This window comes from Nonomuraea endophytica, from assembly GCF_014203235.1.
Classification (GTDB): Bacteria; Actinomycetota; Actinomycetes; order Streptosporangiales; family Streptosporangiaceae; genus Nonomuraea; species Nonomuraea endophytica.
This window is the reverse complement of sequence record NZ_JACHIN010000010.1, coordinates 269,954-281,515: the sequence shown is the minus strand read 5'-3', so window position 1 is coordinate 281,515 and position 11,562 is coordinate 269,954. Positions and strand designations below refer to the sequence as shown.

Sequence of the window (11,562 nt, the reverse complement as noted above, 5' to 3'; positions counted from 1 at the left end):
CTCTTCGCGTCATGCTGGCGCAGCACCCCTCCCCGGCCGTACACACCCGATAGGAGCAGATCATGGAGTACACCGAGGTCGAGCAGAAGTTCCGCCTCCTCAGCCCGGTGGAGGACCTGAAGGCCACCCTCACAGAGCGGGGCGCCAAGGCCGGGCAGTCCTCCCGGCAGGTCGACACCTACTTCAACGCGCCGCACAAGGACTTCCTCGAAGGCGAGGTCATCTCCGAGTGGCTACGCATCCGGGAGGAGGAGGGGAACGCCTCCCTCAACTTCAAGCGGTGGTACCCGCTGGAAGCGAAGATCAAGACGCACTGCGACGAGTACGAGAGCCGCATCTCCGATGCTGACGCCGTCCGGCACACCCTCCAATCCCTCGACTTCACCAAGCTGACAGTCGTGGACAAGACCCGGGAGGAGTGGCACCTGGACGGCATCGCGGTCGCCTTCGACACCGTGGCCGGCCTCGGCAACTTCGTCGAGTTCGAGTTCAAGGGCCATGCCGACAGCGTCGAGCAAGCCACAGCTGCGATCACCACGTTCATCGCGAGCCTCGACATCGAGCTCGGGGAGCGGATCAACGCGGGATACCCGCATATGACGCTGGGCCTCCACCCGGCCATTTGAGCTCCTCCTCACACTGGGGCGGTCATCAGCTCGCTGGGGCCGCCCCAAGCCTTGTCCAGATTCACACACAATTCGGGATGCGACGCGCATACGGTCACGCGTAAAGACCCGAACGACGCGGACGTACTCAACATCGCGGGCCTCGACGCGAGCCTCCCGATGGTGGTGAACGCGTTCCTCCGGAAGTAGCAGAGTATGGCGAAAGGCCCGGTTCTCCTCGCGATGAGGAGGACTGGGCCTTTCGCCATACCTCGGCCTGAACGAGCTCAGGACGGACGCGAGTCGCGGCGCTGTATCGCGCACGTACTCGCCCGGGAGCCGCAGAATTCTGCGCGCCGAGCCCTCACCCTAGTTAGAATTAGGGCATGGGTAGTCCCCCGAAGATGACCATCCCCACCCAGCTTGTCCTCCGGGCGCTCCTCCAAGATCCGGCACGCGAGATGTACGGGCTGGAGATCGCCCAGGCAGCAGGACTTCAACCGGGCACGATCCACGCCATCCTCGCCCGATTCGAAGGACTCGGCTGGCTGGAGTCCCATTGGGAAGACCTCGATCCCCGCGAAGCGGGACGACCTCTGCGCCGCTACTACCGGCTCAGCCCGGACGGCGCTGACCGCGCTCGCGAAGCACTCGCCCATGCCAGGACCAAAGCCCCATGGCTGCCCGGCTGGATCATGCCACAGCGCGGAGGCGCTGCGTGAGAATCCGCCTACGGACTCAGTCCACCGAGGAACTCTTTCGTGTCCGTGAGAATGCCATCGATGAGGCGCGTACCCGCGCCAACAATCTAGCTCTCTACCTCGCCCGCGCCAGGGCCCGCGACTTCAGAGACAACCACGACTACGTCCGCGCCCGTGTCCTCGCCCGCGCTCGCGACCTCGCTCGCAACCTCGCCCGCGACCTCGCCCGCGACCCCGTCCTCGCCCGCAACCGCGACCCCTACTTCGACCGCCCCCCCGTCCTGCCCCGCGACCCTGCCCGCGCCCGCACCCTCGCCCACGACCTCGCCCGCGCCCGCGACCTCGCTCGCAACCAAGAGCGCTTCCACAGCATCGGCCGCTCCCACGGCATCGTCCGGTCCCGCGACCTGGGCAGGGCTACCAAGGAAGCCCAACGCATAATGTCCTGCCTCGATACCGCCGCACAATTGGACGCCAAACTCCAAGTCCAGCGGACGAGCAGAATCGCGGGGCTTCTCATCGAGTTGAATGTGCTGCTACTTCCTTGCCAGCACCGTACCCGCTACCGCCGGGAGTTCCAGGCGGAGCTCCGAAACCTCTCCGATGCCGAAGCTGACCGCCGATCTCGGGTCATGTATGCGGTTCGCCAACTCTCCCATGTGTGGGCGTTGCGGGCGTCGCTGCTGGCCCCCGGCGAGCCTCGTATATTTCGCTCTTATCGCCTGGCCTGCTGGATCCTAAGATCCGAATGGCGGACTTGGGGGCTGCTCGGTCCCCTCATGGCCCTGGCCGCCGTCAACGTCTTCCTTCAGCAGGGCTGGGGTAGCATCTTCTGGGCCCTGCCGGGAGTCGTCACTTTTTACGCCAGCGTCGAGTGGCTCCGGAAGCGCTGGGGGGTAAGCGTGAAACGGCGAAGCCAGACGGGTAGCTCCAGTTCCGAATGAGCATTCAAAAGAAGCCCCCGTCAACCCGAAATCGGGTTGACGGGGGCTTCAAGCCGGGTGCCGATCAGCGCGAGTAGTCGTACGGCTGACGCTGCGCGTAGGTGGGGGTCTTGGTAGATCCAAGCAGGATGCCAAGAGCGGGCCAGCGCTGCTCCAGAGCCCGAAAGACGCCGTAGTACAGGCCGGTGCCGAGCACGACCGCGCCAGCGCTGATCTGCTCGGCAGTAACGCCCTCGATGGCGATGCCGCGAAGGGCGAGCCACCCGAGGATGCCTCCGACGAGCGACGGCACGACGGTGCGCCACAGGCTGAGAAGCCACTGATGAAACATGATCACTCCTAGAAATGCGAAGCCCCGCGACCTGCGGGGCGGTAGAGCGGGCGGGCAGAGCGGTGCCTAGTTCGCCTCATCGATCAGGCCTGGCACGCGCTGCTCGGTCGGCTCGTCGCCGAGGGCGTCTTCGGGGCTGGTCCAGTCGTCCGTCCAGGGCTTGGGCTGGGGGGGCTTGGGCGGCGTTGCCGTTCTGGTCTATGTCAGGCGACCTTGAGCAGCGCTGCCCACGTGCGGGTGCCGGTCCGGCCGGCCTCGCCACTGAGACCGGCGGCCTTCTGGAACTCGCGTAGCTGCTTGTCGTGGTGTCGGGTGAAGACGGTGCCATCCACCGTCGTCGGTACGGGGTAGCCGCGGGCCTCCAGCAGGCAGGTCAGGGTCTTGACGTGCCAGCCGGTGAGCGGCTTGTCGCCGTCGTAGTAGAGGGCGGGCAGCTTCTTCACGATCTCCTCCATCCAGTCGCGTTCGGGCTTCGGCTTGGGCTGGGAGGGTTTGGTGGGCTCCTCGTACGGCGGGCACCAGAAGCCAGCGATAACGCTTGCGGATCGGACACGACGGCGGCAGGCGTCGCCAGTGTTTCCTTCGATGGTCTGGATTCTGCCGTCGCCCAGGTTTCGCTCGACGATTCCGACGTGGTCGATGGCGCCGATGGTGTTGGTGCCGGACCAGTCGAAGAACACGATCGCGCCTGGCCGGGCGTGCTTGCGGAGGTTGTCGGCCGTGCCCGCAAACCACCGGCGCAGTTCCTTGCCGTCTTGCGCGTGCCAGACCGTGTAGGCCCGGTCACCGCGGGGCAGCACCGCCGGGGCGTTGCTGGAGCGTCGCGCCCACTCGGTCACGCTCATGTTGCACCAGGGCGCGGTGAGGAAGGCAGCGCCGTGCCGGGTAGCGTACGCGCGGGTGATGCCGTTCGGCCGGCCCTGCGTACCGAGGGTCGCGCGGGCGGCGGCCAACATGGCGTTGACGCTCATTCGGGTGCTCCGTCCTCGTCGTGGGGGTCGCCTTCGTAGGTGCCGGTCAGCGGGTTGAGGACGTAGCCCAGGCCGCGCAGCACCTGCTCTTCGTCAGGCTCTGTCGGGCCCCATGGCCTCAGGTCCACGCCCGCGGCCACGAGCTGTTCCTCGGTCGGTTCAGACATTGCTCACCTCCTGTACGGGGTCGAGGAGAAGCCACTCGGCGACGGTGAGCCCGAACGCCGAGGTCGGTACATGAATAGGGAGGACAGCGGGCACAACGAGAACGCCGCCGTCTGTCGGAAAGATCGTCATTCGGGAGGAGGCGTACCTTCCGCCGTCTCGCCCGCTCCGGCTCCCCCGCGTAGGCGCTCGACCGGTAGCAGTGCCTCGCGGTGCTGCTGAAGGTGGGAAGCCAGTCCGTCCTCGACTCGGCGCACTCCCTGCTCGACCCTGTTGATCGCATCACGCAGTGAGGAGCCGTGATTGGGCTTGAGCTCCGCCTCGATCAGCGCCACCCGTTCGGCGAAACCCGGCCTGAACGGCACGCCGGGCCGCGCTTCCTCACCGTTCCAATCATCCAAGAAGTGCGACAGACGACGCAGTCGGCGAGCCAGGCCGGTCACTGCTCGCGCGAGGAGTCCGAGGGCACCGCCGACGATCGTGACGGTGACGAAGAGGTCCAGCCAGAGGATGCCCGTCACCCGCTCACCTCCACGCCCGACCATGGCTTACGGCCCGCGAAGGTCATGGCTGGCTTCGACGTGATCGTGACAGGTGTGAACCCTTGACCGCGGTCACGGTTGCGGGCCACCGCGAGCTGCCGTGCCTGGACGCGGATGGGGTCCAGGCGGGCTGCACGAACCGCTGCGAGCGGATCGTCCGGCAAGGTCACGCTGATGCCCAGGTAGTCGACCACACCCTGCCGGACCTGCTTCGTCTCTGCGTCCAATCTGGCGCGGTGGGTTTTCACCGCGTTGATGCGTTCCAGGTGCGCCTGCCTGCGCACCTCGTCGCTGACACCTGGAGTCCAGACGGTGGGCAGTCCGTGGATGTCGGCCAAGATCTTCGCGGCCCGCGGATCGGTGAACGCCAGTGGATCATCCAGTGCTGGGATCCACGGCTCGTGCAAGATCACGTCCAGGAGCGTTTCCACGTCGTCGTGGTCAATGCCGTACTCCGCAGCCCGCCACTCCAGCGCGGTGTGCGGGAAGATATGGATGTGGGCGTGCCCTTGCTCATCGACGCGGCTCACACCCCACAGCGGGTCGGCGCCATCACGGGGTGGTGCAACTGCCGCGTTCTGTTCGCCCTCCATGAAGTCGGTGGGGGTGTAGCCGAGCTCGGAATCCCACACCTTCCACATCTCAACCGTCAATGCGTTCACGCTCCTTGCACGCAGGAATCGCCGACCCGCGGCTCACGCTGAGCCCGGGTGGCGGAAGGACCAGAAGTAGAAGGCTTTGCCCGAATAGACTCCGCCGCCAGAGGACCAGCCGATCGAGAACCCGGAAGGGCTGGAGGCGTCCAAGCACCAATAAAAGTTCGGAGTGGTCGCGCCATCGCGCACCACCGCGACGGGCCCCATGTTGCCGGCCATATACGGTCCGTACGTGATCGTGACGCCGACGTAGCCGGAGGAAACGACGCCTGATCCGGCGCAGATCGTTTCGTAGGCGCTGGAGGTGGTGAACTCCCAGACCCTGCCCTTCATGGTCCATTTGCCAGCGCCGTCGAACAGGATCGACGCCTCGGTGGAGGAGCTACCGGCGCTGTAGCCGTATCGGGCGTAGCTGGAGGCGATGTCCAAGCCGCCGCCGGACTGTCCGCCACCGCTACTGATCATGCCGAGCCTGATCAGGCTCGAGTTCACTCGCAGCTCGGCCCGCTGCGAGAACGACGTGTTCGTGGTGATAGCCACTGCGGCTTCGCCGCCCGAGTCTTCCGCGTAGACGCGGGAGTAGTTCGACGATCCGGACGGGTAGAACCGCAGGTCGAGCGTGCTGCTGTCGAGAACGAACCTGCGCCCGGTGGCCGAGCTCCGGATGACGGGGCCGGTAATGACCTTGCCGTTGAGCGCGTCGGCGTCGATCTTCGCAGCGGTGATGGACCCTGCCGCGATCTTGTCCGCAGTGACCGCGTTGGCTTTGATATGCGCCGCGTCGATCGCACCCGCCACGATCTTGTCGGCGCTGATGGCGTTCGCGGCGATCTTCCCCGCGTCGATGGCGAGCGCCTGGATGAGGCCGCCAGTAATTGATCCAGCGACTATCTTCGCGTTGGCCGGGATGGAGCCGGTGATGATGTGCTCGGCTCCGTTGATGATCTCGCCGATCATGTCCGAATTCACAAGCGGTTTCGCTTGCGACATGACGTGAGCTGATGCGCCGCTGAGATTGCCGGACCTGTCGATCGCGACCAGCCAGAATTCCCGGTCAACGCTGTACGGCTGGCCGGGCACCACGGCGGTGCCCGCGCGTTCGAGCCACTCGACCTGCTGGCCCTCATCGCTGAGGTCCAGCGGATCCCGCATCATGATCAAAACGCGGGCGAAGTCCGTGGGCATGCCAGTGCCCGCGCTGGTGAACCCGTCCCACGTGATCCGGAAGATCCCGATTCGGCTGTCGACGACCGGCGCGGACGGGCCCGGCGGCGGCGTCTCGTCGTCCGGGATGGTGATCACCGCCGTGCCCGCGACCACGCCTCGCGTGCCCTGGTTGGTGGCACGGACCCCGAACTGCCAGCGAGTCTTGGGCTCCAGCGGCGAGTAGCTGACGCTTGTGCCGGTGGTCGTGGCCAGGACGCGCATCGCGCCCGTGCCCGGCGGGGTCTGCCCGACCAGCTCGTAGCCGTCGACCGTGAGCGGCGTGCCGTTGACGTCGCTGGTCACGCCGACCCACGAGACGGTGATCTGCCCGTGGGCGTATCCCTCGTCATCCAGGTAGGCGGCCGGGTTCACGAGGAGACCGGTCGGGGCTGCTGGGACGCGGTTCTCGTTGTCCCCTCCGGGATCCCCGCCGTTGCCCCCGCCGGAGACGCCGCCGTTGAGAATGCCGGCGGCCTGGCGGGCGAGCTTGATCTCCCTCTCCAAGAACCTGTCGTTCAGCGTGAGGTTGCCGCCCACGACGCCGTCGTCACCGCGCGACAGCGTGATCTGCCGGATCCGCAGCGGCTCGGGCTTGCCCTCCTCCCCCGGCGCCCGGATGGTGTCGCCCGGCCGATAGTCGACCAGCGGCAGGAATCGTGCCTGCTGCGGCTTGATCTGGCGGGTGAACTGCACCCGCTCCCGGCTCGCGCGCTCCAACGCCTGACCAGCAAGCAGCCGGGCGGTGCCCTCGTCCTTGACGCCGCCCTGCTGCTGGAATGCCTCCCACCGGCCCCACGGCGCGACAGCGGCCGGGTTGGTGACCTCGACTCGTAGCCCTTCCTCGCCAACGACGAGGATCGCCGATGCGGCGTCTTCGAGCGTCGCGTCGTCAGGGGCCTGGTCGATGTCGCGGCCCAGGATCAGCTCGACCGGCGCCGGTCCGGCGGCCAGTTGGCGACCCAACGCGGTGCCCTCGTTGTAGACCTGCAGAACGCGACCGGTCATCTGCCAGTCGCATACGCCCTGCTCAGACAGGTTGATGAGGAGCTGGAGGAGGTCGGTTCCGGGCTCCAGGCCGATCGTCAGCTCTGCCGACCACGGCTGGCCGGCAGAGTCGTGCGTGGCTGTGAAGTCCACGACCAGGCCGGGAAGGGTTCCGCGGCCGGACCCCTCGGCGATCAGCGTGGTGAGGATGCGGCCGACGCGGACGGCGTTGAACTGGCGCTTGCCGTCGACCATGTCGAGTGACGGGTAGAGGACGAGCTTGCGCAGCATCCACGCCCATCCGGGCAGCGAGAATCGCTGTGCGCCGGTCTGGTCGGTCGCATCTCCTGACCTTTTGATCCTCAGGAACCTGCCGTTGGCGGCCTCGCTCCACGCGCCGCCGTCCACGCTGTACTCCAGCGCAACTTCGCACGGCTCTCGCAGCCAGGCCGCGCCTTGAGCGTGGGCGGTGTAGGTCAGCTCCAGGCTTGGCACATCGTTCAGCGGAAGCCCGGCGTCCCAGCTCAGGGGCGCTCCAAGGAGTCCGAGCCGGGGCCCGTTGGGAGCATGGGCGACAAGCCGGACTCCGAACCGGGGCCGCTCCCCAGGGATGATCACTTGCATGGCGGCTCAGCCTGCGTTCTTCCGGATCGGTGCGCCGAGCTGCTGTTGCAGCTGGTCCACCGCGAGCGACAGGAGGACGTTCTCGTAGCTCAGCTCGTCGACGCGGCGGCGGAGGGCAGCGATGACCGCCTCTGCCTCGACGTTCAGGTCCTGCACTCAGTACTCCTTGGGTTACATGCGCCAGCCCCAGAGCTGGGCGGTGATGGCGACCACCTGCGTCGTGGTGGGGCTCACGAAGACGCTCGTCGTGGTCCTGGCCGACACGCACGCGCCGACGCGCGGACTGCCGGTTGCGCCGACGTCGATGGTGGCCACCACATACGGGGAGCTGGCCATGGTCGGCCCGTAGGTGAAGGTGGCCCCGGCCTGGTTGGCGGGGATTGTGACGGTGCTCATCACGAGTCCGGCGTCGCCGCCGCTGTAGGACCAGGCCCCGGTATGCCGGGTAGAGGTCGGGAGGAAGGTGAGCTGCTGAAGTTGGGTGGTGGCATGCCGGTTGAAGCCGACCCGCGATTGCGACTCCTCCAGCGCGAGGAAGCCGCCGTTGTCGAGCGTGGTCACCGGGTTTCGGACCCTCACGTGGTAGGCGCCCGCAGCGTGCATAACCCTGGTTTCGGCGGTATTGCCGCTGTTGGTACCCGACAAGCTGATCAGGGTCGCTTCACCAGGGAACAGGGAGGCGTCGCTGAAGATGCGCGAGTAGTTGGCTCCAGCGCCGGGGTAAAAGCGCAGCTCCGGGACCATCGCCCCGGACGGATTGATGACGACGCGCGCCCCCGTCACGCCCGAGGCGAGCTGGCCCACGAGCGACACGCTGCCGGTCGCAGAGGAGATGGAGACCGTCTGGACGCCGCCCGAGTCGTAGGCGGCCAGGCCCGTGCTGTTGAGCTCGACCCGAGCCCCGGCCGCGCTGCCCGCGACGATGCGGGTGGACAGCGTCAGCACCGATTCGAGCTTGGCCGCCGTCACCTGGTTCGCTCCGATGTGGGCCGCCTGGATCGCACCGACGTCGATCTTCGCCGCCGTGACGGCGTTGGCGACCAGGTGCCCAGTCGTGATCGAACTCGCCGCGGCGTCCCCGGACACCAGCTGGACGGCTGCGATCGTGGCCGAGCTGGACGGCGCGGACTCGTTGCCCGAGCGGTCCACCGCGGTCAGCCGGAACTCGCGGTCCTGGCCGTACGGCTGGCCGGGTACGACAATCCCGCCCGCCTGCTCCAGGTATCCGACCTCGGACCAGCCGGGCGAGAGCGGGTCCTGCATCCACACCAGGAGATGGGCGAAGTCGGACGGCATGAGAACGCCACCGACGCCGTGCCCGTCCCATCCGACGTGGATGACGCCGAGACGGGTCGAGAGCGAAGGAGGCGTCGGCACGGGTGGCGCATCGATGTCGTCGGGGACCGTGACCACCTGCTGTGCCGAGAATCCGCCCCGCGCACCCTGGTTGGTGGCCCGGACCTTGAACGCGTACTGCTCGCCGATCACGAGCGGGCTGTAGGTCGCGTTCCTGTCGTCGGCCTGGGTCAGCGCGACGAGGAACCACGGTGCGTCCGCCTGGTTGACGCGCATGAACAGCTCGTAGCCGTCGATCTCGACGGCTGTGCCGTTGACGTCGGTGACTACCGCGCCCCAGGTGGCAGTGATCTGGCCTTGGGGGACGCCGGCCGAGTCGATGTACGCCTGCGCGTCCACAATCAGCCCGGCAGGCGCGGTGGGGGAACGCGGCCGGGGTGATGCGGGCGCAGGGCGCGCCCCGGAGCCGCCGGACGCCGTCGAACCGCCGACGATGCCCGCTGTGCGTCGGGCGAGGCGGATGTCCTGTTCGAGCAGCCGGTCGTTGAGGACGACGTTGCCGGAGAGCACCCCTGTCTGGTCCCGGACCAGGGTGACCTGCCGGACCCGCAGCGGCTCTGGCAGACCTCCTGCGCCGGGCGCGAGAACCCGGTCACCGGGCCGGTAGTCCAGGATCGGGAACCAGCGTGCCGCCGCCAGACTGATCTGCCGGGTCCGTTGCACCCGTTCCCGTTCGGCGCGCTTGAGTGCCGCGTCGGCGAGCAGCGCCGCCGTACCGGGATCGGACACGCCGCCCTGGCCGACGTACTGCTCCCACCGCCCCCATGGCGCTACGGCAGAGGGGTTGGTGTAGGTCTGCTGGAACTGGTTATCGCCCACGACCAGGACCGCGGACGCGGCGTCCTCCAGGGTGCCGACGTCGGGCGCGTGGGTGATGTCACGGCCGTGGCGCAGATCTATCGGGGCGGGCCCGGTGGCGAGGTCGCGCGCCAGCTGGGTGTCGGCGTTGTAGGCGCGCAGCTGACGGCCCTGCATGGAGAAGTCGAGCACGCCCTGCTCGGCGAGGTTGATAAGCGTGGTGAGCGCGTCCAGCCCCGGCTCGTAGTAGATCGTCAAGACCTTGGCCCACGGCTGTCCCGCAGAGTCGTGGGTGGAGCTGAAGTTCCACGTCAAGCCGGTCAGCGTGCCGCGCGCGTGCCCTTCGGTCAGGAACGTGGCGAGGATCGCGCCCGGCGTCGCACTCAGAAACGCCCGCTTGCCGTCGACCAACGGCTGACTGCCGGGATAGAGGATTAGCTTGCGCAGCATCCACGCGTAGCCGGGCATGTCGAGCTGTTCGACGGCCGCCTTGTCGGTGAGATCGAGATGCCGCCGAATCAGCAGGAACCGAGAATCGGCAGGCTCAGCCCAGCTAGTTCCGTCTCCCGAGACCTCGACGGCGATCTCGCAAGGGTCGGAGAGCAGGTCGCTTCCTGGCCCGGCCTGGCTGTGGGTCAGCTTGAGGGCGGGCACGTCGTTGAACGGCCACCCGACCTCTGTGCCGATCGTGGTCGGCAGGACACCCTTCCGGGTTCCGTTGGGGGCGTAGATGGCGAGACGGAGGAGCATCTGCACCCCCGTCTCGGCTTTCGCGCAGCAGGACGAAGGTGCGTCAGATACCCCGGTATTCGCGAGACAATAGGCCGGTGACGAAGCCCTCGGCGGGACGATCCCGAGACGACTCTCTGCTCGCGCAGATCGAGCGGGACATCATTGATCCCAGCACGCCACTTTCGAACATTCTTCTAAAGTGTGTGACCTTGGGCGGGCATGCCCGTTCCGGGCCGCTCCGTGACTGGGCGAAGCGCGAGCTGAACGGCTACACCACCACGGAGGACGTTCCTGTCTACAGAAAGATCATCGGCACTCTCTGGGTGGTCCACGTTAATCGAGGCGGGTACAACCCCATGCCCCAGCCGGTAACGCCATCGTGGTTTCCCGAACAGCTTCGCGAGTACGTTACGGAGGAGGTCCACCTTACAGAATCGGTATCCGAGCTAGAAGACCTCGCCGCTCAGGGTAAGGATCTCTCCGTGAAGCGGCCACCGTTTGATGACATAGCGCGACTTGTCACGGAAGCGGGCTGGAAGGCTGGGAACATTCCCCAGATGCAGCGGGTTGGCGAGATCTACATTAAGTTCCAGCCCGTCACGATCAAGGGTGTTGTGAGCCGTATCCGAAGCACCCTGGCTGAGCTCGTCAGCGAGATGCGCGCGAACATGCCCGAAGGTGAGGAGACACCGTCCGCAGATGTCACCAACCAGGCGCTCGCCACTGCGGTGCCAGAAATCCGCATCGAAAACAGCCCGAATACGATCTTCAACTACGCAGGACACGACGCTGGCGGCATTTCGAATAGCGTGAACACCCCCGCAGAACCCAGGAGGGGGCGTTTCTGGCCCATAGTTGGTTGGACTCTCGCTTTCATCGCCACAGCCATCGGGACGTATGCCGGCCTCGGACAGTGGCTCGACTGGCCAGCCCCCTGGAAGTAGCCC

12 protein-coding genes are annotated in these 11,562 nt (G+C 67.0%); 4 read left to right on the top strand and 8 right to left on the bottom strand.

Features of this window, described 5'->3' with window-relative positions; translation table 11 throughout:
• The first annotated feature begins 62 nt into the window (after positions 1-62).
• The 3 genes from cyaB (at position 63) to HNR40_RS34050 (ending at position 2,250) form a co-directional block, all read left to right on the top strand.
• Positions 63-626 (top strand): class IV adenylate cyclase, encoded by a 564-nt coding sequence (gene cyaB, locus HNR40_RS34060; RefSeq protein ID WP_184968729.1) that lies wholly within the window; start codon positions 63-65, stop codon positions 624-626.
• A gap of 365 nt (positions 627-991) precedes the next feature.
• Positions 992-1,327 carry a PadR family transcriptional regulator gene (locus tag HNR40_RS34055; RefSeq protein WP_246509732.1) on the top strand — a complete coding sequence of 112 codons (336 nt, stop codon included), beginning with the start codon at positions 992-994 and terminating at the stop codon, positions 1,325-1,327.
• Positions 1,324-2,250, top strand: coding sequence for a hypothetical protein (locus HNR40_RS34050; RefSeq protein WP_184968727.1), 927 nt, complete (start codon positions 1,324-1,326; stop codon positions 2,248-2,250). The genes HNR40_RS34055 and HNR40_RS34050 overlap by 4 nt, the downstream gene beginning before the upstream one ends.
• 64 nt (positions 2,251-2,314) lie before the next feature.
• Here HNR40_RS34050 and HNR40_RS34045 read toward each other — a convergent pair whose 3' ends face one another.
• The 8 genes from HNR40_RS34045 to HNR40_RS34010 all read right to left on the bottom strand — a co-directional run bounded on the left by HNR40_RS34045 (position 2,315) and on the right by HNR40_RS34010 (position 10,633).
• Positions 2,315-2,581: a hypothetical protein gene (locus HNR40_RS34045; RefSeq protein ID WP_184968725.1), complete on the bottom strand. Its 267-nt coding sequence runs from the start codon at positions 2,579-2,581 to the stop codon at positions 2,315-2,317.
• Positions 2,582-2,784: 203 nt separating this feature from the next.
• Positions 2,785-3,552, bottom strand: a complete 768-nt coding sequence (locus HNR40_RS34040; RefSeq protein ID WP_184968723.1) for a CHAP domain-containing protein — start codon at positions 3,550-3,552, stop codon at positions 2,785-2,787.
• Complete coding sequence (locus HNR40_RS34035) at positions 3,549-3,719, bottom strand: hypothetical protein (protein WP_184968720.1); 171 nt, start codon at positions 3,717-3,719, stop codon at positions 3,549-3,551. Before HNR40_RS34035 ends, HNR40_RS34040 begins: the two co-directional genes overlap by 4 nt.
• A gap of 126 nt (positions 3,720-3,845) precedes the next feature.
• Complete coding sequence (locus HNR40_RS34030; RefSeq protein WP_184968719.1) at positions 3,846-4,238, bottom strand: hypothetical protein; 393 nt, start codon at positions 4,236-4,238, stop codon at positions 3,846-3,848.
• The gene (locus HNR40_RS34025; RefSeq protein ID WP_184968717.1) at positions 4,235-4,921 is read right to left on the bottom strand and encodes a hypothetical protein; all 687 of its coding nucleotides are present in this window, start codon (positions 4,919-4,921) and stop codon (positions 4,235-4,237) included. The genes HNR40_RS34030 and HNR40_RS34025 overlap by 4 nt, the downstream gene beginning before the upstream one ends.
• 33 nt (positions 4,922-4,954) lie before the next feature.
• Entirely contained in the window at positions 4,955-7,729 is a 2,775-nt protein-coding gene (locus tag HNR40_RS34020) for a fibronectin type III domain-containing protein (RefSeq protein ID WP_184968715.1), read from the bottom strand.
• A gap of 6 nt (positions 7,730-7,735) precedes the next feature.
• Complete coding sequence (locus HNR40_RS34015; protein WP_184968713.1) at positions 7,736-7,885, bottom strand: hypothetical protein; 150 nt, start codon at positions 7,883-7,885, stop codon at positions 7,736-7,738.
• 15 nt (positions 7,886-7,900) lie between these two features.
• Positions 7,901-10,633 carry a fibronectin type III domain-containing protein gene (locus tag HNR40_RS34010; RefSeq protein ID WP_184968711.1) on the bottom strand — a complete coding sequence of 911 codons (2,733 nt, stop codon included), beginning with the start codon at positions 10,631-10,633 and terminating at the stop codon, positions 7,901-7,903.
• Positions 10,634-10,710: 77 nt separating this feature from the next.
• Here HNR40_RS34010 and HNR40_RS34005 point away from each other — a divergent pair, with 77 nt between their 5' ends.
• A complete protein-coding gene (locus tag HNR40_RS34005) occupies positions 10,711-11,559 on the top strand; it encodes an AbiTii domain-containing protein (RefSeq protein WP_184968709.1) in 849 nt (282 codons plus the stop codon).
• The last annotated feature ends 3 nt before the right edge of the window (positions 11,560-11,562 follow it).

Coding starts and splice junctions, on each gene's coding strand:
- cyaB (WP_184968729.1), top strand. CDS start 63: ATGGAGTACACCGAGGTCGAGCAGAAGTTCCGCCTCCTCAGCCCGGTG.
- HNR40_RS34055 (WP_246509732.1), top strand. CDS start 992: ATGGGTAGTCCCCCGAAGATGACCATCCCCACCCAGCTTGTCCTCCGG.
- HNR40_RS34045 (WP_184968725.1), bottom strand. CDS start 2,581: ATGTTTCATCAGTGGCTTCTCAGCCTGTGGCGCACCGTCGTGCCGTCG.
- HNR40_RS34040 (WP_184968723.1), bottom strand. CDS start 3,552: ATGAGCGTCAACGCCATGTTGGCCGCCGCCCGCGCGACCCTCGGTACG.
- HNR40_RS34035 (WP_184968720.1), bottom strand. CDS start 3,719: ATGTCTGAACCGACCGAGGAACAGCTCGTGGCCGCGGGCGTGGACCTG.
- HNR40_RS34020 (WP_184968715.1), bottom strand. CDS start 7,729: ATGCAAGTGATCATCCCTGGGGAGCGGCCCCGGTTCGGAGTCCGGCTT.
- HNR40_RS34010 (WP_184968711.1), bottom strand. CDS start 10,633: ATGCTCCTCCGTCTCGCCATCTACGCCCCCAACGGAACCCGGAAGGGT.